This is a genomic window from Salisaeta longa DSM 21114, from assembly GCF_000419585.1.
In the GTDB taxonomy this organism is placed as follows: Bacteria; Bacteroidota; Rhodothermia; order Rhodothermales; family Salinibacteraceae; genus Salisaeta; species Salisaeta longa.
The window spans coordinates 344,411-368,077 of the sequence record NZ_ATTH01000001.1 but is presented as its reverse complement, the minus strand read 5'-3'; the positions used below and the strand labels follow the sequence as shown (position 1 = coordinate 368,077).

18 protein-coding genes and 1 tRNA gene are annotated in these 23,667 nt (G+C 62.6%); 8 read left to right on the top strand and 11 right to left on the bottom strand.

What is annotated here, in order from left to right; translation table 11 throughout:
* Positions 1-71: 71 nt before the first annotated feature.
* A complete protein-coding gene (locus SALLO_RS18040; protein ID WP_084696096.1) occupies positions 72-722 on the top strand; it encodes a Bor family protein in 651 nt (216 codons plus the stop codon).
* 89 nt (positions 723-811) lie between these two features.
* On the opposite strand, the gene uvrC is transcribed toward SALLO_RS18040, so the two are convergent.
* Complete coding sequence (uvrC, locus tag SALLO_RS0101625; protein ID WP_022834587.1) at positions 812-2,710, bottom strand: excinuclease ABC subunit UvrC; 1,899 nt, start codon at positions 2,708-2,710, stop codon at positions 812-814.
* Between the two features lie 82 nt (positions 2,711-2,792).
* Between uvrC and cdaA the strand changes: the two genes are divergently transcribed.
* From cdaA to SALLO_RS0101610, 3 genes are all read left to right on the top strand, one after another.
* On the top strand, positions 2,793-3,596 hold the full coding sequence (gene cdaA, locus SALLO_RS14460) for a diadenylate cyclase CdaA (protein ID WP_022834586.1): 804 nt from the start codon (positions 2,793-2,795) through the stop codon (positions 3,594-3,596).
* Positions 3,597-3,622: 26 nt separating this feature from the next.
* Positions 3,623-4,441, top strand: a complete 819-nt coding sequence (locus SALLO_RS14455; protein ID WP_084696095.1) for a lysophospholipid acyltransferase family protein — start codon at positions 3,623-3,625, stop codon at positions 4,439-4,441.
* A gap of 88 nt (positions 4,442-4,529) precedes the next feature.
* A tRNA-Gln gene (locus tag SALLO_RS0101610) sits at positions 4,530-4,605 on the top strand.
* 75 nt (positions 4,606-4,680) lie between these two features.
* Here the strand turns inward: SALLO_RS0101610 and asd are convergent.
* The 6 genes from asd to SALLO_RS0101575 all read right to left on the bottom strand — a co-directional run bounded on the left by asd (position 4,681) and on the right by SALLO_RS0101575 (position 11,702).
* Positions 4,681-5,733 (bottom strand): aspartate-semialdehyde dehydrogenase, encoded by a 1,053-nt coding sequence (asd, locus tag SALLO_RS0101605; protein WP_022834584.1) that lies wholly within the window; start codon positions 5,731-5,733, stop codon positions 4,681-4,683.
* A 58-nt stretch (positions 5,734-5,791) separates the two neighbouring features.
* On the bottom strand, positions 5,792-6,769 hold the full coding sequence (locus tag SALLO_RS14450; protein ID WP_022834583.1) for an aspartate kinase: 978 nt from the start codon (positions 6,767-6,769) through the stop codon (positions 5,792-5,794).
* A 242-nt stretch (positions 6,770-7,011) separates the two neighbouring features.
* Positions 7,012-8,238: a hypothetical protein gene (locus SALLO_RS0101595; protein WP_028566783.1), complete on the bottom strand. Its 1,227-nt coding sequence runs from the start codon at positions 8,236-8,238 to the stop codon at positions 7,012-7,014.
* A gap of 1,032 nt (positions 8,239-9,270) precedes the next feature.
* Positions 9,271-10,320: a M24 family metallopeptidase gene (locus SALLO_RS0101585; protein ID WP_022834579.1), complete on the bottom strand. Its 1,050-nt coding sequence runs from the start codon at positions 10,318-10,320 to the stop codon at positions 9,271-9,273.
* A 71-nt stretch (positions 10,321-10,391) separates the two neighbouring features.
* Complete coding sequence (locus SALLO_RS0101580; RefSeq protein ID WP_022834578.1) at positions 10,392-10,661, bottom strand: hypothetical protein; 270 nt, start codon at positions 10,659-10,661, stop codon at positions 10,392-10,394.
* A 57-nt stretch (positions 10,662-10,718) separates the two neighbouring features.
* Positions 10,719-11,702, bottom strand: coding sequence for a YpdA family putative bacillithiol disulfide reductase (locus SALLO_RS0101575; protein ID WP_022834577.1), 984 nt, complete (start codon positions 11,700-11,702; stop codon positions 10,719-10,721).
* A gap of 216 nt (positions 11,703-11,918) precedes the next feature.
* On the opposite strand from SALLO_RS0101575, the gene SALLO_RS0101570 reads away from it, so the two are divergent.
* The 3 genes from SALLO_RS0101570 to SALLO_RS14445 all read left to right on the top strand — a co-directional run bounded on the left by SALLO_RS0101570 (position 11,919) and on the right by SALLO_RS14445 (position 17,809).
* Positions 11,919-13,016, top strand: a complete 1,098-nt coding sequence (locus tag SALLO_RS0101570; protein WP_022834576.1) for an alkene reductase — start codon at positions 11,919-11,921, stop codon at positions 13,014-13,016.
* A 339-nt stretch (positions 13,017-13,355) separates the two neighbouring features.
* Positions 13,356-16,343 (top strand): SusC/RagA family TonB-linked outer membrane protein, encoded by a 2,988-nt coding sequence (locus SALLO_RS0101565; protein ID WP_022834575.1) that lies wholly within the window; start codon positions 13,356-13,358, stop codon positions 16,341-16,343.
* A gap of 59 nt (positions 16,344-16,402) precedes the next feature.
* Positions 16,403-17,809, top strand: coding sequence for a RagB/SusD family nutrient uptake outer membrane protein (locus SALLO_RS14445; RefSeq protein WP_169577865.1), 1,407 nt, complete (start codon positions 16,403-16,405; stop codon positions 17,807-17,809).
* 167 nt (positions 17,810-17,976) lie between these two features.
* Here SALLO_RS14445 and SALLO_RS0101555 read toward each other — a convergent pair whose 3' ends face one another.
* Both SALLO_RS0101555 and SALLO_RS14440 read right to left on the bottom strand, forming a co-directional pair.
* Positions 17,977-18,717 carry a ZIP family metal transporter gene (locus SALLO_RS0101555; protein WP_022834573.1) on the bottom strand — a complete coding sequence of 247 codons (741 nt, stop codon included), beginning with the start codon at positions 18,715-18,717 and terminating at the stop codon, positions 17,977-17,979.
* A 90-nt stretch (positions 18,718-18,807) separates the two neighbouring features.
* On the bottom strand, positions 18,808-19,659 hold the full coding sequence (locus SALLO_RS14440; protein WP_169577864.1) for an alpha/beta hydrolase: 852 nt from the start codon (positions 19,657-19,659) through the stop codon (positions 18,808-18,810).
* A 179-nt stretch (positions 19,660-19,838) separates the two neighbouring features.
* On the opposite strand from SALLO_RS14440, the gene SALLO_RS0101545 reads away from it, so the two are divergent.
* On the top strand, positions 19,839-20,498 hold the full coding sequence (locus tag SALLO_RS0101545) for a deoxynucleoside kinase (protein WP_022834571.1): 660 nt from the start codon (positions 19,839-19,841) through the stop codon (positions 20,496-20,498).
* 34 nt (positions 20,499-20,532) lie between these two features.
* On the opposite strand, the gene SALLO_RS14435 is transcribed toward SALLO_RS0101545, so the two are convergent.
* Both SALLO_RS14435 and lon read right to left on the bottom strand, forming a co-directional pair.
* A complete protein-coding gene (locus SALLO_RS14435) occupies positions 20,533-21,006 on the bottom strand; it encodes a septal ring lytic transglycosylase RlpA family protein (protein WP_022834570.1) in 474 nt (157 codons plus the stop codon).
* A 123-nt stretch (positions 21,007-21,129) separates the two neighbouring features.
* A complete protein-coding gene (lon, locus tag SALLO_RS14430) occupies positions 21,130-23,646 on the bottom strand; it encodes an endopeptidase La (protein ID WP_022834569.1) in 2,517 nt (838 codons plus the stop codon).
* Between the last annotated feature and the right edge of the window lie 21 nt (positions 23,647-23,667).

Here is a 23,667-nt window from a genome sequence, read left to right as displayed (position 1 = left end):
CCTATGGGCAATATTTGTTGTGTTTGGAAAATACCAAACGTTAGGATCAAGTGTAGGAAGCGCTTCCACCAATGTCAAGAGGCCGCGAACATTTTCCGCTCTGCCCGCATGCGGAGGGAGGAAAAACGTGCACGGCATGGAGGTATATCGGCCGCGAATGGCCACAGCGGCCCATGGTCTGGTGCATACTGCATAAAGCGCACCCGGCTTGGTCTTGCAATTTAATGAGGCATCTTCTATGTTTTTGGTGTTCTCAAGCTCAAACGTTTTACCCCTTCTATAACATGCGGTATAACATGCGGTATATTCGATCGGTAGCACTTCTTGTGCTGTCCACAGTTCTTTTCACGGGCTGCTATCATGCAAGCATCACAACTGGCAAGCAGCCGTCAGCTAAGAAAATTAGGAAGCCGTTCGCGAGCAGCTGGATTTACGGGCTTGTGCCTCCATCGACGGTTGAGGCTGCTGAGGAATGCCCGAACGGCGTGGCCCGCGTGGAGACGCAGCTCAGCTTCGTCAATCAGCTCGTTAGCTTCCTAACGAGCGGCATCTACACGCCCATGTCCATCACGGTCACCTGCGCGGCCGGCGCGTCGGCGCACAATGCGCAGACGCCGGTGCTGGACGTGCCGCTTGGTACCAAAACGCGCGCCGCGCTGGCCACGGCTGCGAAGCGTTCTGCTCAGGCGCAGCAACCTGTGCTCTTGAACCTGCATCGCTGACGATGCGGCTGATGATATGCAACGTCCCGAGGTCCGTCCGCAATTTGTTTGCTGGCGGGCCTCGTTTGGTTTGGGGCGCGCCGTGTGGTTTACGCGGTCGTCTCTGCGGGCTCCGGCGGCGCGTCGAAGTATGCGCGGACGGTGGCGGCCTTCGCGGGGCCCACAACCGCTGCAAGGGCCTCTTCATCGGCCGACCGTACGCGCTGCACCGACCCAAATGCCTTCAGCAGCTTCTGCGCGGTCTTCTCACCGATGCCGTGAATATCGAGCAGCTCCGACGTGAGCGTCTTCTTCTTGCGGCGCTTGCGCTGGTACGTCACGGCAAAGCGGTGCGCCTCATTCCGCACTTTTTGCAGCAGCTGCAGCGCCACGCTGTCCTTGGGCAACAGCACCGGGTCGCGGTCGCCGGGCACAAACACTTCCTCAAGCCGCTTGGCGAGGCCCACCACCGGAAATTTCCCGTACACGTCCAGGTCCTTCAGCACCTGCACGGCGCTTGACAGTTGTCCTTTGCCGCCGTCTACCATCAGCAAATCGGGCCACGGACCGTCCTCTGCGAGCATGCGGCGGTACCGCCGCTCTACCACTTCGCGCATCGACTGATAGTCGTCGGGGCGGCCGTCTTCCACCGAGCGTATCTTGTACGTGCGGTACTCGCTTTTGCGCGGGGTGCCTTCCGTAAACACCACGCACGAGGCCACCGTCTCGGTGCCGCCGAGGTGCGAGACGTCGATGCCGTCGATGCGGCGGGGCAACGCGTCGAGGCGCAGGTGCTCTTTTAGCGCCTTGATGGATTGCGGAATCCGGTCGCGCTCGCGCTTCATGCGCTGCAACGTCCACTCCTTCACCAACAGCTTGGCATTCGAGGTGGCCATACGTACGAGGCTGGCCTTTTCGCCGCGTTGCGGCACCTTGACGGGCACCTGCTTCCCCTTTTCTTGGCGGAGCAGGGCTTCGAGCGCTACGGTGTCTTGGGCGGGATGCGCGTTGGGGTCAACGGAAAGCAACACCTCCTCGGGAAAGACGCTGGCCTCGGCATAGAAGCGCTCCAGGTACGAGAGCATCAGCTCGGCATCGGTGCGGCCCTCGATGCGGCGGATGTACTTGTGGCGGCGGCCAATCATCTTGCCCTCGCGCACCACGAACGCCACGCCACAGGCCACGCCTTCGTCGCGGTCGGTGAAGAGCGCAAACACGTCGCGGTCTACAAAGTCCTGGCTGACGATTTTTTGGCGGTCGGAGTATGTCTGCAGGGCTTCAATCTGGTCGCGCAGGCGGGCGGCTTCCTCAAAGTTGAGCGCCTCAGACTGCGCCTCCATCTCGGCGCGCAGTAGGTCTTGCAGTTCTTGCGTGTGGCCCTTCAGGAGCGTTTCCACCTGGTCGATGGTCTGCTGATAGTCGTCGGCCGATTGCTTGCCTACGCACGGCCCTTTGCAGTTTTCGATGTGGTACTGCAAGCACACGTCGTATTTTCCCTCGGCGATGGGCTCGGGGTCGAGGTTGAGCGAGCAGGTGCGCAGCTTAAAGATGGACTGAATGGCGTCCATCATCTGGTTGAGCTGCTTGACGTCGGTGTAGGGCCCGTAGTACGTGGAGCCGTCTTTGCGCACGGTGCGCGTCTTAAACACGCGCGGAAACCGCTCATTCTTGATGCAGATGTACGGATAGGATTTGTCGTCGCGCAGGTTGACGTTGTAGCGCGGCTGCAGCTCTTTGATGAGGTTGTTTTCCAGGATGAGCGCTTCAACCTCGGTGTCGGTCACGATGACCTCCACATCGGCGATCTTTTTCACCATGATCGCAATGCGGCCGTCGCGCGGGCGGCTGTCGTGAAAGTACGAGCGCACCCGGCTCCGCAGGTTTTTTGCTTTGCCCACGTACAACACTGAGCCGCCGGCATCGAGGTGCTTGTACACGCCCGGCTGCGTGGGTAGGTTGTCGAGCTTTGTGCGGAGAACCTCCGGCTTCGAATCGAGCAGTGTAGCCATGCGCGAAAGCGTGTGAACCGTCCAGCGTATTGGTCGTCTTATAGGCATACACGAACGCCACTCTCCACAGGTCCACCGGCCCTTGACCCTTTTCGAGATCATTCGAATTAGCGTGGGCGACGTGATTGAAATCGCCCTCGTGACGTTCATCCTGTATCAGCTGTATTTGCTGATGCGCGGCACCATTGCGGTGCAAATCTCGCTGGGCCTGGGGGCGCTGTTTGCCGTGCAGCTGGTGGTGTGGGCGCTGGACATGACGGTGCTTAGCACGGTGTTCAGCTACTTCAACCAGGTGTTTGTGCTGGCGCTCATCATCATCTTTCAGCCCGAGATTCGGCGCCTGCTCCTGGTGCTGGGCAAAAACCCGCTGGTGCGTCGCCTGATGCGGACTTCGGACCAGCAAGAGATGATTCGGGAGATAGTGGCCGCCGTGGAGGCCCTCAGCAACCAGCAGATGGGGGCCCTGATCGCGGTGAAGCAGTCGACGGGCCTGCGCAACTACATCGAAACGGGCACGCCGCTGCATGCCGAGGTATCGCGCGACCTGCTCATGGCCATCTTTTACGGCAAAAACCCGCTGCACGACGGGGCGGCCATTATTGGCGACCGCCGCGTTGAGGCCGCCGGTTGCATCTTGCCGGTATCTACCAGCATGAAACTGAGTCCGCAGCTGGGGCTGCGCCACCGGGCGGCCGTGGGCCTTACCGAGCAAACCGACGCGTTTGTGGTGGTGGTGTCGGAGGAGACGAGCAACATTTCGATCTCGCGCGACGGCGCCCTCATCTCCAACATTACGCCCGACGAGCTGCGCACGCACCTAACCAACGCGCTCGCGGCCGGCGAGGGGGCGGGGGCGAAGCGGGCCTCGGCGCGGGCGGCTGCATAGTTTTATTGTACGCTATCTCATCGATCATGCGCGAAGTTCTGCTGTCTGTTTGGGTTTGGGTTGCCATTGCCACGCTCATCGTGGCGTGGGTCCCCATCACCGCCGTGGTGTGGCTGTTTGACCGCGACCCGGCCCGCTACCGTACGGGCTACACGCTGCGTATCCTGGGGCGGCTGCTCACCTACGTCAACCCTTTTTGGGATATCGACGTCACGGGGGCCTTCCCCGATGATCCGCGCCACCCGTACGTGTGTGTGAGCAACCACCTGTCGCAGGGCGACCCGCCCATCATTGCACGCGTGCCCTGGGAGATGAAGTGGGTGGCCAAGGCCGAGCTCTTTCGGCTGCCGTTTGCGGGCTGGCTCTTGCGCATGGCTGGCGACATTGCGGTTGACCGTCGCAAGAAAAAGAGTCGTGCCGAGGTGCTGGTGAAGGCCCGCAACTACCTGGAGCAACGCTGCAGCGTGATGTTTTTTCCGGAGGGCACGCGCTCGCGCGACGGCCGCGTACAACGCTTCGCGGATGGCGCCTTCCGCCTCGCCATCAAGGCCGGCGTTCCGGTGCTGCCCATCGCCATCGATGGCACGCAAGACGCCCTGCCCAAACACAGCCTACGCTTCCGCTCCGACGCCCAAAAGATCCGCGTAAAGGTGCTGCCCGCCGTTGACACCAGCGGCTACGCGCCCGAGGACGCCCGCCAGCTGCAACGCACGGTGCGCGCTCGCATCATCGAGCAGGTTGCTGCCTGGCGAGGCATCGCGCCGGAGGCCGTAGACGCGCTCGCCCGGGATGAAACGCCTGTCAATCCATCCGGCACGCCCGATGCCTCGGAACCGGCGCCCTAACGGCTGCATTGGACGGCGTGCTGTTTTATCGCTGCAGCCCGCGCGCTGCGTGATTGCACGCGCTGCACGATGCAAGGCAGCACTCTCTTGCCCCGTAGCTCAATTGGCAGAGCATCCGGCTCTGGACCGGAAGGCTGATGGTTCGAATCCATCCGGGGCAGCCACGTGCACCATGTCTGAAGGCCCAACGGATGTGCTCCGTTGGGCCTTTCGCTTTTTTGTTCGCCATGCCAAACGTGCTACGTCAAATAGCCTTCGTCGGCGAGCAACTCGGCGTTGAGCACCGCGCCGCCCGCGGCTCCGCGCACGGTGTTGTGCGACAGCACCACAAACTTTACGTCGTGCACCGCACACGGCTGAATGCGCCCCACCGACACGGTAAAGCCCTTTCCACTCTTGGCGTGGCGAATCGGCTGCGGCGCATCCGGCGCCTCCAACACCTGAATGAATGGATCGGCTTGTGAGGGCAGGTGTCGGTCGGCCAGGGGCGACGTGTACGTCTTCAGGGCGTCGGCCACCGCCTCGGCCGTCACCGGCTGCGCGAACGAAATGGACACGCAGCCCAGGTGCCCGTTGCGCACCGGCACGCGGTTGCACTGCGCGCTCACGGTGAGCGTAGCCGGCGCCACCGACGTGCCGTCAAACGTGCCCAGCAGCTTGCGCGGCTCGGTGGCCAGCTTATCCTCCTCGCCGCCAATGTACGGCACCACATTGGCGAGGGCGTCGAGCGACGGCACCCCCGGATAGCCTGCGCCGGAGAGAGCCTGCAGCATCGTCACCTGCACCGTCTCCACCCCAAACGCATCCACCAGCGGCCGCAGCGCGCACACCAAGCCCACCGTTGAGCAGTTCGGGTTGGTGACGATGAAGCCGCCGCTATCGCCCCAGTCCTGCGTGTCGATCAGCCCCACGTGGTCCGGGTTTACCTCCGGAATGAGGAGCGGCACGCGGTCGTGCATCCGGTAATTTTTTGCGTTGGAGATCACCGGAAGGCCCGCACGGGCGAACGCTTGCTCTATCTCGCCCGCTACGCTGGAGCTAAGGCCCGAAAACACAAAATCGCAGTCGGATAGCGCCGCGGGCTCGGTGGGCTGAACGGTGAGGTTGGCCACCGCTTCGGGCATGGGCCGCCCGCTCAGCCAATTGGTCGCGGCGCGGTACGTTTGGCCCGCCGAGCGCTCAGACGCCGCTACAGCGCCGATCGTAAACCAGGGATGATCGGCCAACAAGCGAACGAAGGTCTGTCCTACGGCGCCGGTGGCACCGAGAATGCCAACAGAAAACGAATGCATAGATCCAAAGGGGGAAAGCGAACGAACGAAGAAACGAAGGCGCTGATGATCAGGTGCCCTACGCGGCCTCTATCGGCGGCAGCGGATGCACCTCCTCCACGCCCTTGGGCACAATGAGCGTACCCGCGGCCCGCGGATTGCGGATGCTGCGCACTTGCATGGGCACCCCGGCCTCGGCCAGCGGGCGCAGCGTTTTGGGGTGCATGCCCAGGTGCCCCGACTCCGTCATGGCAAACGCCTGCTCCATCGAGAGGCGCTCCAGCCGCTCGACATCGGGGTTGGTGCCCGGATCGGCGGTGTAGAGGCCGTCGACGTCGGTAAACCGCGTGAGGCACGTGGCGTTCAGGAGGGCCGCGAGCAGCGAGGCCGTGTAGTCGCTGCCTTCAAAGCCGAGGGTGGTGGTGCGGCCATCCGGCGCCCGCCCGATGTACCCGGCCAGCACCGGCAGGGCATGCGACGCAAGCCCCGCGTACCAGCGCCGGACCGCCTCGGCCGTGGCGTCGCGGTCTACGGCGGCCGCGCCAAATGAGGCGTCGGTGTGCAGAAGGGCCGTCGCGTCGCAAAACGGCGCCACATGCCCCCGGTCGCGCAGCGCCAGCGTAACCATTGGGACGGCCAGCTGCTCGCCGGTCGAGAGCACGGCGTCGCGCCCGGCCGGCGAAAACCCCTCGGCGGCGATGCGCCCAAACGTGTCGCGTAGCTCCGCCAGCTGGTCGTCTAAGCGGGCCCCGTAGGCCTCTTGGGCGTCGGACGAGAGGAGGGCCTCGGCGTGGGTGGTGTGGCGTTCGCGGAGGGCATCCAGCAGCTCCTGCACCATCGCGCGGCCCGCGGGGTCATCGGGACGTGCCACAAAATTCTCCAGCGCGTTGGAGAGCTGCCGCGTGACCATCGACAGCGCCGATACCACCGTAACCACACGCGCCGATTCGGCCGTCCACGTCACCGTGTCGATAACGTTACGGAAATGCGCGGGCGTGCCCACCGACGAGCCGCCAAACTTGAGAACGACGAGCGGCTTCGATGCGGCAGACGACATACGCGGTTGGGTGGGTGACAAGTGCGCGGCGTGAGCACAACCGCGCTTTTTTGGCTCATGTTCCAAACGTACGGCCCTGCGGGGTTGGTACAAAAAGGCAACAAGACAGCAGACCCGTGGCGTGAGGTGCTGCTGCTTCGTTTTTGGACCTAGCCCAAAAATGAACATCGAAGCGAGCCTACAGCGGGAGGTGGTACTGCCCCCAGCCCTGATGCAGTGCCGAAACGGTTTTGATACAGGGCCTAAAATTGCACCGAGAGCTGTGCTTGGGGCCGCACGGCTTCCGCACCCCGATCCCAGTACGGGACGATGCCCCACGACACCGATGCGGACGACGAAGCGGAGCGGCTGCCCGTTGCTCGGGCGGGCCGAAGCACAACGTACGTCAACCCGACGCCCGCCAGTTGGCCGATCGCCGCAGCCACCACAGACGCGCGGGACGTTTCGATACCGGGGCTGACGGCCAGCTCGCCAACGAGCCCGCCTACAAATCCCCCGAGGGCAAGAAGCCTCGAATCGCGCTGTGACAAATCGTGCGTGGCCGCCGAGAGCGTCCCGGTACCGAGTCCGGCCAGGGTGCCGCCCAGGAGCCCCAGCGCAACGGTGCGGCCCGACGAGTGGAAGCCGCCCGCGCCCTCGTACAACGCCGCTGCGGCCGTACTAGCACCCACAAGGCCCATGTATCGGTAAAAGTCAACGTCGCCCGCGGTAAACGACACGTGCCGCCCCAACACCGCCCCGCCATACCATCCGGCAACAGAACCCAGCATGCTGCTCGTCCCAATGCGACGCACGGTCGCATCCGGCACCATCCCAAACCCGGCCGCCACGCCCAGCGCGTTGCCAAACAGGCCGCTCGTGGCTGCCAGGCGTGCCCGCGGGCTCGACCACCCCACGCGCTGGCCGATCCAGTAGCCGGCGGCAGCTTCTACGCCGCCCATCGCAAACGCCAACGCGGCATGCCCACGGGTCAGCTGATCGGGACGAACGATGCCAATGAACTGAAGGCTGTGCAGGTAGCCTTGTAGTCCTCCAAACCCCGCAAAAACCGGCGTAGCATCCGCAATGGGGGTGTTGCGCGTGAAGTAGGCCGGCAGCACGCTGCCCAGCGCGGCCCCCGCGGTCATCGAAGCCGGAAACCAGAAATCGACCGACTGCTCCGCTGGCATGTTTGGCGCGAGCGCCGTGTACAACAAGAAGCCTTCGGTTGCACCCAACAGCGCGGTTGAAAGGAGAAGCTCACCCCGGTTACCTGTAAGATCGACCCAGGCCGCGTCACTGGGCGCAGACGGATCGCCCGGGATGGGCTGCGCGCAGCTCACCCGGCTTGTGAGCCCCCCTGCGGACATGAGCATGACGCCGCAAAGCCCAACGATCCACGCGATCCAGTCGTCTTGCCTTCGCATACTTCCCGCCTCAAGCACATTCGGCACGCAGCCAAAGTTGCTCTTTTGCAAGTGATCTATCATGAAGGAAAGATGAGGGAACGCCTAAACAAATGCAAGGCCGCCGTACGCACGCAGGATAATCGCATGCGTAATCGTAATCCGGCCTGCGCGACTCAAAGTTAGGTCGTCCTTCCGGGGCATGGCATCTTCATTTTGCAAATCACCCCTGACCGGCGTCAGTACGAATGAACAAGTTTGATACAGCGGTCTTGGTCATCTTGAAGGAGGTGGCTTGGCCATGCACGTCCGAATAGCCATCTGAACCATTAACATAGCATTTCTGCATTTCATCCCTCTTGTCATTGCGAGCGAACGAAGTGAGCGTGGGAGGCTTTAGGTCATGCCGTAGGTGCAATCTCCGCAATGGGGCACCCCTGCCCGTACATGGAGATCGCCACGTCCCTCTCTAACGATCGGTCCTCGCGATGACAAGGAGAATGCTGCTTTTTTTGTGCGTTGCGCGTGCAGTTGGTCAAGCCCGCCGGAACAGCCATCTGAACCATCAACGTATCGCTCCTTCATTTTCCCTGTTGTCATTGCGAGGAGCCGAAGGCGAGGGCCGTGAGGTCATGCCCGTGGTACGTGGCAATCTCCGCAATGGGGCGCTCCTGCCCGTACATGGAGATCTCACCAGGGGCATGACCTCCGGCCCCCGCGCCATTCACATGCGTTCATCCCTCGCGATGACAAGGAGGGTACTGCTTTTTTGTGCGTTGCGCGTGCAGTTGGCCAAACCCGTCCGAACAGCCATCTGAACCACTCACGTATCGTTTCTGCATTTCACCCCTCTTGTCATTGCGAGGAGCGAAGCGAGGGCCGTAGGTCATGCCTGTGGTACGCGGCAATCCCCACAAGCGAGCAACAACCTGCCGTACAGTGCAACCAGCGAGACGTACTGACAGAGCCATTGCATGAGTCATCGCGAATCCGCCCTGTGCGCTTCAAAGTCAGCTCCTGCTTCCAGGGCATGTCGTCGTCCTATTGCAAATCACTCCTGATCGGCGTCCGTGCGAAACCCAAAGTGATGTGTACGCACGACGCGGCATCCGCCGTCTACGAGATGACGATGAGGTCTTTGGGAGAGGCCGTGAGGTTGTCGTGGCCCTCGGGCGTCAGGTGGATCATATCCTCGATGCGCACGCCAAACCGGTCGGGCCGGTAGATGCCCGGTTCAATGGTAATCACCGCCCCGGTGGGCAGGGGCTCCGAGGAGCGGTGCGAGACGCGCGGCCACTCGTGGGTTTGCAGGCCGATGCCGTGGCCCAGGCTGTGCGGAAAGGCCTCGCCATGACCGGCGTCCTCGATCACCGAGCGCGCCGCGGCGTCCAGCGCATCCGATGCGATACCGCCCACCGCCGCCTGCAGCGCTGCCTCTTGGGCCGCCAGGACCACATCGTAGACGGTGCGCACAGCCGGCGCAGGCGCGCCAATTGCTACCGTGCGTGTCATATCCGACGCGTAGCCCGCCCGCACGCCGCCCATGTCAATCACCACGACGTCGCCTGCCTGCAACCGGCGGCTCGTGGGCCGCGCATGCGGTAGCGCGCCGTTGGGCCCCGACGCCACGATCGGGTCGAACGCCATCCGCTCGGCCCCGCGCCGCAAATGCTGATACACAATCTCGGCGGCCACTTCTTGTTCGGTTTGGCCCGGACGCAGCCAGTCGCAGAGGTGCTCGAACACGGCATCGGTGATGGCCTGCGCCGCCCGCAGCTTCTCCACTTCGTCGGCCCGCTTGCGTGCGACCAGGGCCTGCAGTACGCCGCGCTCGGGCTGCCACATGGCGGCCGGCTGCTGCTCTTGCAAGCGCTCCAACTGCGCAACGCTTAGGCGATCGGCCTGCACCACCACCGGCCCGTCGGGCAACAGATCATGCGCGGCGGCGTGCTCGATCAGCGACCCGTCGGCGATGTGCACCGTGGCGTCCTGCACCTCGGCCTGCGCCTGCGTGGTGTAGCGGCCGTCGGTGACGAGATGCACAGCGCCCGCAGCGGTGACGATGACCAGCGCGTTCGATCCGGTGAAACCTGTGAGCCACCGGACGTCGGGCGGAAACGTGACGACCAGCGCGCGGCCGTCGAGGTGGGAAAGGAGCGCATCCATAACCATTCGCGGGACAAATGAAGTGAAAACCGTACGCAGCTAGCACAGCACAACGCATGCCGGCGTGTTCTTTAATGACCCGCCGGATCGATGATGTCGCGTTCTAGCTTTACCGTGATAATGATTGCGCGGGCATCGGCGTCTATGCCAGTTACCGCGATACCCACCGGCCGCCATCCCTCATCAAATGCTTCATTAAGCGCCGCCAATCCTTTATTACCATCCGCTGTTTGGCGCACCCGCACCGTGCACGTCGCCTGCGAGACGTTGCCCGTCGTCGACGGGGGCGGATCGTTCAGAAGGTGTTGAAGCGCTTCGTGGTCGAGCGGGAGATCTTTCATCAATCAAGCCGTGAAGAAGGAAAAGCGCGTTGGAAGACGCACGCGACCACGGTTGGCCTACGAAACGGGAGCCGGTGCACGAGTCGTTACAATGTCTTCCATAATTTTTTCGGCGTGGAAGCGGCCGTTTTCGATAAACCACCGGCTCGTGTCGCAGCCGCCGCAGATCGTGCCTGCCAGGTACACGCCCGGGCGATTCGTTTGGTAGGTTTCACCGGCCGCGTCGTGCACGGGCGTGCGGGCCTCGTCGTCCGCAATTTCGACGCCGAGCGCATCCAGAAGCGAATAATTGGGTCGGTACCCAATAAGGGCAAGCACAAAGTCGTTGGCAATGGTTGGCGGCGCGTCATCGCCGTTGAGCACAAGCGTGTCGCCGGTAATCTCCTCAACGGTCGTGTTAAAGTACGCCGTGATCGATCCCTCGGCAATCCGATTTTCCAGATCGGGGGTGATCCAGTACTTGACGCCGTCGTCGATGCCGTCATTGCGCACGATGAGGGTCACGTTGGCATCGTGCCGATAGCACGCGAGCGCCGCTTTGGCCGCCGAGTTGCCGCCGCCAATGATCGCTACATCCGTGAGCGCGTACGGATAAGGCTCTTTGAAGTAATGCCGCACCTTCGGGCGGTCCTCGCCGGGCACCTCCAGGCGATTGGGGATGTCATAAAATCCTGTTGCAACGACGACCTTCCGTGCCTCGTGCGTGGTTTTGCTCGTGTGCACCACAAAGGCTTCATCGCTTCCGGTAAGCCCCGTCACTTCTTCATACAACCGAATGTTTAGGCCCTCGGCCGTCGCCACGCGGCGGTAATAGTCGAGGGCATCCTCGCGGCGCGGCTTGTAATCACGGGTGGAGAACGGGTAGCCTCCAATTTCGAGCTTCTCGGGGGTAGAGAAAAACTCCATCCGGGTAGGATAGCCAATGAACGAGTTGCACAGGGCGCCCTTGTCAACAATGAGGGGCGATAGGCCGCGCCGTTTGGCCGCAATGCCGCAGGCAAGGCCCACCGGTCCCGCGCCAATAATGAGTACGTCGTGCATAGAACGCTGCGTGAATGCAGAAAGGATAGCCACGAAAGAACCGCGCAGTATGTTTAAAAAACCGATACCTGTAGCCATCGGTTTCGCTTAGCGGACGCGCTTCGTAAACAACAAGCAACATCTGTTCCATTCACAGGCCGCGCAAAAACCCATCCGCCGGTTGCGCTTACGCATGTTGCAACAAATAATGCACTGTAGGTACAGCCCAACGTTTTTATGGCACGCACGCTAATTACCCCGTACACCCTTGGCGCCCTCTCGCTACCCAACCGCGTGGTGATGGGACCCATGACCCGCAACCGCGCAACCGGCACCATTCCGCAGCCCATCATGGCGACGTACTATCGCCAGCGGGCCAGCGCAGGCCTCATCGTCTCGGAGGCGACGCAGGTAACGCCCATGGGCCAGGGCTACCCCAACACGCCCGGCATCCACTCCGATGAGCAGGTGGAGGCCTGGCAGGCCATCACCGACGCGGTGCACGCGGCCGGCGGGCGCATCTTTTTGCAGCTGTGGCACGTGGGGCGCATCTCGCACCCGGCCTATCACGACGGCAAGAAGCCTGTGGCGCCGTCGGCCATCCAGCCGGACGGCCAGGCCATGACGCCTTCCTTCGAGATGGCGCCCTTCCCCACGCCGCGCGCGCTCAACACCGAGGAGTTGCCCGAAATCGTGGAGCAGTTCCGCCAGGGAGCCGCCAACGCTAAGCGCGCCGGCTTCGACGGCGTTGAGGTGCACGGCGCAAACGGCTACCTGCTCGACCAATTTCTGCAGAGCGCAACCAATGCGCGCACCGACCGCTACGGCGGATCGCCCGAAAACCGCGCCCGCTTGCTGCTGGACGTGACCGAGGCCGTCACCGAGGTGTGGGACAGCCAGCGCGTGGGCGTACGCCTCTCGCCCGCCGGCGGCATGAACGACATCAGCGACGACGACCCGCACACCACCTTTGGCTACGTGGGCGACGCCCTGAATGCCTATGACCTGGCCTACGTGCATGTGGTGGAAGGCGCCATCGACGACGACACCAACGCCTCGGACGTTGTGCGCGCCGCGTACGACGGCTCGCTCATCGTGTGCGGCGGGCTGGACCGCGAGCGCGGGGAGGCCCTCGTGCAGGAGGGCCGCGCAGACCTAGCGGGCTACGCGCGGTGCTTCCTCTCCAACCCCGACCTGCCCCGTCGCTTCCTCGAAGAAGCGCCCCTCAACGACTGGGACCGCGACACCTTCTACGGCGGCGGCGCCGAAGGCTACATCGACTATCCCACCCTCGACGAAGCAAACGACGCGGCACCATCAACGGCTGCCGCCTAAGCGCTGCCTAAAGCACCGCATTAGCGAGGCGCCTATCACATCCTGTCAGCGCCCGGTGGTCTTCTAGGGGAAGCTGCCGGGCGCTTTCTGTTTTCCGGGGGATCGCCGCCCGTCCCTCATTTCCACAGTTTCGTTACATCATCCGGCCCTGCGTTCCTCAGACGCCATCTCGGGTACCCGCCTGCACATCATAATTTGCTATCAGCGATACAACAGCGCGCCATCTATACAATATTTTTGTTTTTTGTTTACACAGAGCCTACAATTTACGGGTAAAGCGCTTTCCAAGCGGTCTCAGGAAAGCCATTCGATGCTTCTATCACCCAACCAACACTTGCCATGAACTACCGATACCGGCTCAGCGCTGCGTTGGCGCTTATGGTGCTTTTGGCTGCAGTGAGCGTTACCGGCGCCTACGCCCAGCGCACTGTAAGCGGAACCGTCACCGATGCACAGGGAGGCGATGCCCTGCCCGGCGTGAATGTGCGCGTTGAGGGCACCACCACCGGCACCATCACCGGCCCGCAAGGTACCTACGAACTTCAAGTGCCAGCCGGGCCGCAAACCCTCGTGTTTTCGTTCATCGGTTATCAGACGCGCGAAGTAACCATCGGTCCCGACCAAACCGATGCCGATGCGCAACTGCGCGAAGACGTGGTAGGGCTCAGCGAAGTGATCGTGACGGGCCTCGCTGCCAGCGTGAAACGCGAAAACGCAGCCACCTCCATCGAAAGCATCAGCGGCGAAGACCTTGCAGGCACCACCTCGGTGGAAACGCTTGACGGCGCGCTGAGCGGGAAGGTGGCCGGCGCACAGATCTCCTCGTACTCCGGGGCCCCCGGCGGCGGCATGTCCATCAAGCTGCGCGGCGTCTCGACCATCAATGGCAACTCCGATCCGCTGTTTATCGTGGACGGCGTCATTGTGAGCAACGCGGCCATCCCCACCAATGTGAACGCCGTAACGCAAGCCGCAGCAGGCGGGAGCCGCTCGAACCAGGACAACCCCGTGAACCGCATTGCCGACCTCAACCCACGCGATATTGCATCTATTGAGATCCTGAAAGGCCCGTCGGCCGCGGCCATCTATGGCGGAAAAGCCGCCAACGGCGTGGTGCTCATCACCACCAAGATGGGGCAGGCCGGCCAAACGCGGGTCAACTTCTCGCAGAGCGTGGGCATCACCACCATTCGCCACAAGCTGGGCATGCGCGACTTCAACGCGCAAGAAGCCGAAACGGCCTTCGGGGCACGCGGCCGCGACCTCTTCGAACAGGCCAACGGACAGACCTACGACTACGAGGAAGCCATCTTTGGCCAGGAAGGACTCCTCTCGCGCTCGCAGCTTTCGGTGAGCGGCGGCAGCCAGAACACCCGTTTTTACATCTCCGGCCTCTGGCAGGACGACGAGGGTATCGTGGAGCGCACGGGCTACGAAAAGCAATCCGTGCGGGCTAACGTAACGCACGACTTTGGCACGAAAGCCACGCTAACCGGTCGCTTCAACTACATCAACAGCACCACGCGACGCGGCCTCACCGGCAACGATAATACCGGCACCACCTTTGGCGTGTCGTTGACGGCAACGCCGGAGTTTGTCAATCTCTTTCCCAACAACGAAGGGATTTACCCGGATCACCCGTTCAACGCGTCCAATCCGCTGCAAACCATCCAGCTGATGACCAACGAGGAGCAGGTGAACCGTATTATTTCCAGCGGGCGGTTTGAGTACAACGTATTCTCCACCGAGACGCAGACGCTGCAAGCCATCGTGGAAGGGGGCGTAGATTTCTTCTCCTTCGAGAACGTGGGCTTGTTTCCACGCATCTTACAGTTTGAGCGCCAGAGCGCGCAGCCCGGTACATCCATTTTGGGGAAAACCAATTCGCTGAATACCAACCTGCGGCTGCTCGCCAATCACACGCTCACCCAAAACGACTTCACCTTCACGACACAGGGCGGCCTCATTGGCGCCAACTCGGACCTCGACTTTGCCAACCTGGTGGCGGAGAACCTCATTCCGGGGCAGCAAAACATCACGCAGGCCGCCTCACTGGCCGGCGATCAGCTACGGACCTTCCAGAAGGATCGTAGCTTCTTTGTCCAGGAAAACATAAACTGGGCCGATCGGATCATCGTGACCGGCGGGCTGCGCGGCGACCGCAGCTCGCTCAACGGCGACCCAAACAAGTTCTACCTGTACCCGCATGCTTCGCTTGCCGTGCGCATCGCCAACTTCGACTTCTGGTCCGTCGGAGCCGTCGATCAGCTCAAGCTGCGGGCGGCGTTTGGCCAAACAGGAAACAACGCGAGCTTCGGGACGAAATTCACCTCCTTCAATGCCACCAACATTGGGGGCAATGTAGGAACCATCATTGACCTGCAGCGCGGCGCATCGAACATCAAGCCCGAGCGTCAAACAGAGATCGAAGCGGGCTTCGACATTGCAGCGTTCAACCGGCGCGCCCGGCTCTCGGTGACAGGGTATCGAAAGGAGATCTCCGATCAGCTCCTGCAGCGCGAAATACCTTCATCGACCGGCTTCCGCCTGGAGACCATTAACGGCGGCACACTCATCAACCGTGGCATTGAAACGTCGCTCACCCTGGCGCTCGCGCAAAGCGAGGCGTTTACGTGGGAATCCACCACCAGCTTTTGGATGAACCGGGCCGAAGTCACCGAGCTTCCGGTCCCTTCCTTTCGCGCAACAGGCGGCGGCTTTGGCGCTACGCTGGGCGAGATCCGCATCGAGGAAGGCAAGAGCCCCACACAGATTGTGGGCATCGATGACACCGACGGCGATGGCGTCTCCGACGGCATCTTTCAGCTTGGCGACGCTGCTCCTGACTTTCAGATGTCGTTCTCAAATAACATCACCTTCTTCGAGAACCTACGCCTGTCGTTCTTGGCACACTGGAAGAAGGGCGGCGACAATCTCAACCTCTCGGAGCTGCTGTTTGACCTGAGCCGCACCACCCCCGACTTCGATGCGGACTACGACGGCGACGGCGTGCGGGCGGGTGTTGAGCGGTTGGCGCTGTTTGGCGTGTCGGCCCGCCAATTCGTGCAAGATGCTTCATACTTCCGACTCCGGGAAATTGGTCTCTACTACGATCTGCCGCAGGCGCTGCTCGATCGCTTCACGAATGGCACGCTGCGGCGTCTCTCAGTGGGCGTATCGGCCGACAATATCCTCACCATTACGCCGTACGACAGCTATGACCCGGAGGTCAATAACTTTGGCGCCACGCCAGTGGCTACTGGGGTTGAAGTGACGCCCTACCCGGCATCGAAGCAGTTCTTCTTCCATCTGAATGTGGGGCTGTGATGCCACGCCACCCGCTGCACGCCAACTATACTTTGTTCAGTCATTTGCCGATACCGACCATGTTTTTAGATCACTGCTCTTATCGGTGCCGCCTCGGTGTATTGTTCATCGCCCTGGTGGCCCTGACCGGCTGCGACGCCTTCGAAATCAAAAACCGACCCGACCCGAACGGTCCGAGCCTGCAAGACATCGTTGAAAACCCTACGCGCGGCAAAATTGCCAACGTAGCCGTGGGGATGGAAGCCGGCATGCGCACCGACATGAACCTGTACCTCACCGACGTAAGCGCGATTGGCCGCGAGGTCTTCCGCTTCAGTAGCTCCGACCCGCGTTATACCTCGGAGCTCTTGGGCGAAGGCTCGGCCGTCTTGAACAACAATACGTTTTACATCACGCGCCCTTGGGCGGAGCGCTACCGCGTGGTGCGGAACGGAAACATCATCCTGGATGCGCTCGGAAACGCCCCGCAGTCGCTTTTCACTGATGCCGAAGAAGCAAGCATCCGGGGCTTTGTGGGCACCATCGCCGCGCACCAACTGCTGCTCAACCTGAACCTGACGTACCAGAATGGTATTCGGGTGGAGGTACGCGCCCTCGACGAAAACGAGCTGGGAACGGTGGTTGGGTACGACCAGGCGTTGCAGGCGATTGCCGATCGGCTCGATGCCGCCTACCAGGATCTGCAGGCCGGTAGCGGACTCCCGTTTCCGCTTTCGGAAGGATTCTCTTCGGTCGATTTTCCAGCGTTCAACCGCGCGTTGAAGGCGCGCGTGGCCATCTATCAGCAAGACCCCGCCGCCGCGCTCGATGCGCTGCAAAACTCGTTCATTGGCACGCGGGCCACGCCGCTCGTGCCGTTTCCGAACCCCGGCGGCGACGCCCGACAGGTGGGCGCATACCACGTATTTTCGACAAGCGCGGGCGACCTCACCAATCCGTGGTACATTCCGCCGCAGGCGACGGGCGACCTCATTGCGGCCCACCCAAGCTACATCACAGACATCGCGCGGGATAGCAACGGCAACATTATTGACCAACGCGCTTCGAAGGTCGTGAACCGCGACGAGACGTTCGCCCGCGCGGGGCTTTCGTCGGACTGGGGCTTTTTCGTCTACAAGACGAACGTGTCGCCCATTCCCATCATTCGCCGGGCCGAGCTCTTCCTGATTCGCGCCGAGGCGCACATTTTACAGGGCGGCGCCGGCAACCTCAACGATGCGGTGGACGACCTCAACTTCATTCGCAATAGCGCGGGCCTGCCGGATTACAGCGGCCCCGTGACGCAGGACGCGCTCACCGATGAGCTGCTGCGGCAGCGTCGCTACGAGCTGTATGGCGAAGGCCACCGCTGGATCGACATGCGCCGCTACGACCGGCTCGACCAGCTGCCCATCGACCGTCCCAACGACGACGTGTGGCAGCAATTCCCGATTCCGGCAAGCGAAAACGTCAACAGTCCCGGCTGATGGCGCCGGTTTATACACGACGCTTGCTACACCGAACCTACACCGCCGGAGCCCGCCAAGGCTCCGGCGGTTTGCATTTGCATGCGCTGGTTGGGAGCTCCCCCTGCGATGTCGAAAAAGCAACGGCGGCTGCCCGGACCAGCGCAGTCCGCGAGGGGCGCACAGCGCTAATGCATCAGGTACTGAAACAGCGTCATGGCCACCAGGCCCACCGCAACGGCACCCGCCACCGTGCGGGGCGGCGCGTCGCCAAGCGCTTCGGGGATCATCTCGCGGCCCACCATCCACGCCATCGCCCCCGCGGCAAACCCGAGCCCCACCGGCAGCACCGGCGCAAACGATTCCACAAACAGGAACGCCGGCAACGCCATCAGCGGCTGCGGCAGGCTCGACACAACGCTCCACCCCCCGGCCTTCCACGCCGACACGCCCCGCGGCACCAGCACCAGGCTGATGGCCAGGCCTTCGGGGATGTTGTGGATGGCGATGGCCACCGTAACGAAGACCCCTAGCGTGTCGCCATCGCCGTACGATACGCCTACGCCCACGCCTTCGGCAAACGAATGGGCCGTCATGACGCCTACAATGAGCAGCGCCTCCAGCGCGTCGGCACCGCGGAGCTGTCCTACCGCAGCCTCCTCGTCCGATCCATCAAGCAGGTACCGGCTGATGGCGATGGCCACCACGCCAAGCCCAACGCCAAGCGCCATACGCCCGAGGCTGTGCAGGTACCCTTCGTACACGAGCATGCCGCTTGCCGAGAGCATCAGACCGGCCGCGAGTCCGTTGGCCCGGCCGAGGGCCACAGACGAAAAGTTCTGGTAGAAAAAGAAGGGCAGCGCGCCCAACCCGGTGGCCACGGCCGTAAGCAGCGCAGCCAGTGTTACGTTCAAGGCGGAAGGATCCATGCAGCATGCGGTCAATGATGCGCGTTCAAGAGCGCAGGATCAACCGCGGGCCGCACAGGGTGTTCACCAGCAAAGCCAATTTAAAGACAGTCAATATCTAGCTTCGCCGGCTCCCGAAAGGATAGGCGCTAAGAAGTCTTGATACGCCGCGGTGTAGGCATCGTACGTGTACAGTTTGTTGTGCCCGCCGCCCGCAATCATCACCAAGCGCTTGCGGGGTACAGCGGCCGCCGCATGCAGGGTGCGCGCCATCTCGGGGGCCGTGATGTTATCGGCCGTTCCGCCAACCACAAGCAGCGGCGCATCGAGCGTGCGCACCAGCGCCAGGTTGCTTTCGTCGCGCAGCGCCGGCGCAATCTCGAAGTCGATGAACAAGCGCACAAACCAGGGCGCCAGGCCGTTCACCCAGCCGCGCACGTCGGTGGCTGGATTTTCGAGCACAACGCCTGCCACGTCGCGGCGCGCCGCGGTGTGCGTCGCCAAAAACGTACCGAGCGAGTGCCCGTGTACCAGCAAGCGCTCGGACGGCACGTCGTAGCGCTGTCGGACAAAATCGTAGGCGGCCAGCGCGTCGCGCTTAAACGCGGCCACGCTGGGCACGCCCCCGCTGTTGCCGTACCCCCGGTAATCCCACATAAACACGTTGACCGGAAATTGGGTGAGGGCCCGGATGTACCCAAGCGATTGCACCAGGTAAAAGCCGTTGCCGCCAAAGAAGAGGACCGTGGCCTGCGCGCCGGGCTGCGAGAGGTACCAGCCGTTCAGGCGCGTCGAATCGTACGACGAAAAGTAGACCGACGAAAGCTGCACCGTCTCATGATCGAACGACGCCGGCGTCACCGACGGCTTGGGCATAAACACCGCATCTTCGCCGATGGGAATGGTGGTGCAGCCGGTAGCAGTAACGAGCAAGAGAAGAACAAACCAGCGGAAGACGTCCATGCGCATGCGCTATTGAGGAGAAACACCGCATCACTCACGCGCAACCCGCCCGCTAGGTTGATGATCAACTTGCAACAAGATCCCGGCGTGCGCCATTTTTCCACGGACCGACCGCCTGTGCTCATCGTTTGGCATCGGCGATCCTTCATTCACTTGTGTTCACCTGCATCGCTTCACCCATGCCCGACTTGTTCGATGACGCGCCACGGAAAAAAAAGTACGTGGCCATCTCCGGAAATATTGGCGCCGGGAAAAGCTCCCTGACCGAAATTTTGAGCGACTATTTTGGCTGGGAAGCCTTTTACGAGCAGGTGGATAACAATCCGTACCTCACGGATTTCTACAACGACATGCGGCGGTGGTCCTTTAACCTGCAGGTGTTTTTTCTGTCGAGCCGGTTCAAGCACCAGCAGCACATTGAGACCATTGACGCCTCGGTGGTGCAAGATCGGTCGATCTACGAGGATGCCGAGATCTTTGCGCGCAACCTCCATCAGATGAATTTGATGAGCCCGCGCGATTACGAGAATTACACCGAGCTCTTTTCGATCATGACGTCGTACCTGCAGCCGCCTACGCTGCTGGTGTACCTGCGGGCTTCGGTGCCCACGCTGGTGAACCACATTCAGCAGCGCGGCCGCAACTACGAGTCGACCATCCGCATTGACTACCTGGAGCGCCTGCAGGGCCACTACGAGCGCTGGATTGACACCTACGACTTGGGCCCCAAGATGATTATTGACGTGGACGAGCTCGACTTCGTCAACGACGAGAAAGACCGGCGCGATGTGATCAACCGCATCGAGAGCCGTCTCTTTGGGCTGTTTCCCGACGAGTGAGCGCGGCCGCCGGGGGCAGTGAACGGGGCGCCCGTTACCATCCGCCCGACGGATCGGCCGGGGCCGCTGGGGCCACCGGGGCCGGCGTGGCGCGTGGCGGCGCCGTAACGTACGAGCGGGCGCGCTCTACGAGCGTAACGCGCACCGGCACGATGCCCGCGCGAATCATGCGGATACGGCGCGCCGCGGCCTTCGAGAGATCGATGATGCGCCCGTCAACAAACGGGCCGCGGTCGTTGATGCGCACCACCACCGAGGCCCCCGTGTCCAGCCGCCGCACGCGCACCCGCGTGCCAAAGGGTAGCTGCCGATGCGCCGCCGTAAGCGCCGACGGCCGGTACGGCTCACCGCTCGCCGTGGTATTACCCGCCAGCGCGTCGCTGATGTAACTGGCCTGCCCCTCCTGCGGAAGCACCTCAGGGGCGGGCGCCACCGCCGCCCGTGGCCCCCCGCAGGCAACAAGCAGGCACGTGGCAGCGATCATCCATCCGGTGCGGAGCAGTTTCATGGGCTTGGGGGCGCAAAAGCTATCAGGCAGGGGCGGTCAGCGGTTGTCTTCAAACGGCGGCAGCGGAACGAGCGTGCGACATAGCGCCGTAGCGCGTGGCCGCACACGGGAATCTCGCAGCGCCTACGACGCCTCAACGGTGACGGCCTCCGCTGGTTTAGCGTTGCGGTACGAGCCTTTCTCATGATCGGGCACCGCGAAGAACGCCTCGGGGTCCGTCATGGGCTCGGGCTCCAGCACCGTGTCAATCACCGGATCCATGCGCTCGGCGTACGTGATGGTGAGCCCCTCCAGGGCCTCGTCCTTAATCTCCTTCACGTCTTTCTCGTTCTTCTTCGGGAGCAGCACCTGCTCGATGCCCGCCCGCTTGGCCGCCAGCACCTTCTCCTTGATGCCGCCCACCGGCAGCACCAGGCCACGCAGCGTAATCTCGCCGGTCATGGCAATGGTATGCTTCACGCGGCGCTGCGTAAACGCCGACACCAACGCCGACAGAATCGCCGTACCGGCCGAGGGGCCGTCTTTCGGGATGGCGCCTGCCGGCACGTGCACGTGCAAGTCCCAGTAGCGGAAGGCGTCCTGCGGGATGCCGAGGTCGTCCGCATGCGCCTTCACGTACGAGAGCGCCGCCTGGGCCGACTCCTTCATCACGTCGCCCAGCTGGCCCGTGAGCGTCATGCGTCCCGTGCCGCGCGACAGCGAGGCCTCGATGAACAGAATGTCGCCGCCGGTGGGCGTCCACGCCAGCCCGGTGGCCACGCCCGGCACCTCCGTGCGCTGTGCCACGTCGCTGAAGAACTTCCGAGCGCCTAGCAGCTCCTCTAGGTCGCTCGCTTCCACAGTCGCCGCTTCCGTTTCCCCGGTGGCCACTCGCTTCGCAATGCTACGCGCCACCGCCCCAATCGAGCGCTCCAACTGCCGCACGCCACTCTCGCGGGTGTAGCCGTCAATGAGCAGGGCCAGCGCATCATCGGCGAGCGTCAGCTGATCGTCGCTGAGCCCATTTTCCTCGATCTGGCGCGGCACCAGGTATTGCTTGGCAATCTGCACCTTCTCGTTCTGCGTGTAGCCGGTAATCTCAATCATCTCCATGCGGTCACGCAGCGGCGCCGGAATGCGCTCCACGTAGTTGGCCGTGGCCACAAAGAGCACCTTCGAGAGGTCGTAGTCGAGCTCCAGGTAGTGGTCGTTGAAGTTGTCGTTCTGCTCCGGATCGAGCACCTCCAGCAGGGCCGACGACGGATCGCCCTGGAAGCCGGAGTCGAGCTTGTCGACCTCGTCGAGCATGAACACGGGGTTGTTGGTGCCCGCCTTTTTGATGCCCTGAATGATGCGGCCCGGCAGCGCGCCCACGTACGTCCGGCGATGCCCGCGAATCTCGGCCTCGTCGCGCACGCCGCCCAGGCTCATGCGCACGAAGTTGCGGCCCAGCGCCCGCGCGATGCTCTTGCCCAGGCTGGTTTTCCCCACGCCCGGCGGCCCGTGGAGGCACAAGATGGGCGCCTTCATGTCGTTTTTGAGCTTCAGCACCGCCAGGTACTCCAGGATGCGCTTCTTCACATCCTCCAGCCCGTAGTGGTCCTCGTCGAGGATCGTCTCGGCCCGCTGAATATCGAGCTGGTCTTCGGAGTATTCCTCCCACGGAAGATCCAAGATCCAGTCGATGTAGTTGCGCGTGACGGCATAGTCGGGCGCGGCGGGGTTGGTGCGCGCCAGCCGCGTAAGCTGCTTGTCGACTTGTTCTTGCGCGTGCTCCGGGAGGTTTTTCTCGCGGGCCCGGTCGCGCAGCTCCTCAATCTCGGCGCTGTCGTCGGCCTCGCCCAGCTCCTCCTGAATCGCCTTCATCTGCTGACGCAGGAGGTACTCGCGCTGCTGCTCATCCACATCGGTTTTTACGCGCGAACGGATCTCCTCGGAGAGCTCCAGCACCTGCAGCTCTTCCTGCAGCTGGTCCATCACCGTGCGGGCGCGCTCCACCAGCCCGGTCGTGGAAAGGATGTCCTGCTTCGTCTCCACATCGACCTGCAAGTTGGAGGCGATGAAGTGGATCAGGAACGCCGGGCTCTCGATGTTCTCAATCGCCTCGGCCGCCTCGCTGGGCAGGTTGGGCGCTTTGTGAACGATTTGGATGGCCAGCTCCTTGATCGACCGGATGAGCGCCTGCATCTCGACATGCTCGGGCGCCGGGTCTTCAGGCATGGGCGCCACCTGCGCGCGAAAATACGGCTCGGTTTGCGTGAACGCTTCAATCTGGAAGCGACGCTTGCCCTGAATGACAATCGACTTGGAGCCGTCCGGCATCTTGATGAGCTTCAAGATTTCGGCGACGGTGCCCGTGCGATACAGGTCCTCGGAGGTTGGCGTCTCAATCTCGGCCGTGCGCTGGGCCACCACGCCGATGAGCGCGTCGTGCTCAAACGCTTCTTTCACAAGTTCAAGCGAGGCATCGCGCCCCACCGTGATGGGCAGCACGACGCCCGGGAAGAGCACGGTGTTGCGCAGCGTAAGAATCGGCAGTTCGTCCGGCACATCGGCACGTCCCATCTCGATTTCCTCGTCGGGGGTGGGCAGCGGGATGCTCTGCTCCGACGACGTCTCGTCGAACGGATCGTCAAGATCGAACGCATTGAAATCAGTCATGCGAGCGGGGAATGATCAGAA

Coding starts and splice junctions, on each gene's coding strand:
- SALLO_RS18040 (WP_084696096.1), top strand. CDS start 72: ATGTCAAGAGGCCGCGAACATTTTCCGCTCTGCCCGCATGCGGAGGGA.
- uvrC (WP_022834587.1), bottom strand. CDS start 2,710: ATGGCTACACTGCTCGATTCGAAGCCGGAGGTTCTCCGCACAAAGCTC.
- SALLO_RS14455 (WP_084696095.1), top strand. CDS start 3,623: ATGCGCGAAGTTCTGCTGTCTGTTTGGGTTTGGGTTGCCATTGCCACG.
- asd (WP_022834584.1), bottom strand. CDS start 5,733: ATGCATTCGTTTTCTGTTGGCATTCTCGGTGCCACCGGCGCCGTAGGA.
- SALLO_RS14450 (WP_022834583.1), bottom strand. CDS start 6,769: ATGTCGTCTGCCGCATCGAAGCCGCTCGTCGTTCTCAAGTTTGGCGGC.
- SALLO_RS0101595 (WP_028566783.1), bottom strand. CDS start 8,238: ATGATAGATCACTTGCAAAAGAGCAACTTTGGCTGCGTGCCGAATGTG.
- SALLO_RS0101585 (WP_022834579.1), bottom strand. CDS start 10,320: ATGGATGCGCTCCTTTCCCACCTCGACGGCCGCGCGCTGGTCGTCACG.
- SALLO_RS0101580 (WP_022834578.1), bottom strand. CDS start 10,661: ATGAAAGATCTCCCGCTCGACCACGAAGCGCTTCAACACCTTCTGAAC.
- SALLO_RS0101575 (WP_022834577.1), bottom strand. CDS start 11,702: ATGCACGACGTACTCATTATTGGCGCGGGACCGGTGGGCCTTGCCTGC.
- SALLO_RS0101570 (WP_022834576.1), top strand. CDS start 11,919: ATGGCACGCACGCTAATTACCCCGTACACCCTTGGCGCCCTCTCGCTA.
- SALLO_RS0101565 (WP_022834575.1), top strand. CDS start 13,356: ATGAACTACCGATACCGGCTCAGCGCTGCGTTGGCGCTTATGGTGCTT.
- SALLO_RS14445 (WP_169577865.1), top strand. CDS start 16,403: ATGTTTTTAGATCACTGCTCTTATCGGTGCCGCCTCGGTGTATTGTTC.
- SALLO_RS0101555 (WP_022834573.1), bottom strand. CDS start 18,717: ATGGATCCTTCCGCCTTGAACGTAACACTGGCTGCGCTGCTTACGGCC.
- SALLO_RS14440 (WP_169577864.1), bottom strand. CDS start 19,659: ATGGACGTCTTCCGCTGGTTTGTTCTTCTCTTGCTCGTTACTGCTACC.
- SALLO_RS0101545 (WP_022834571.1), top strand. CDS start 19,839: ATGCCCGACTTGTTCGATGACGCGCCACGGAAAAAAAAGTACGTGGCC.
- SALLO_RS14435 (WP_022834570.1), bottom strand. CDS start 21,006: ATGAAACTGCTCCGCACCGGATGGATGATCGCTGCCACGTGCCTGCTT.
- lon (WP_022834569.1), bottom strand. CDS start 23,646: ATGACTGATTTCAATGCGTTCGATCTTGACGATCCGTTCGACGAGACG.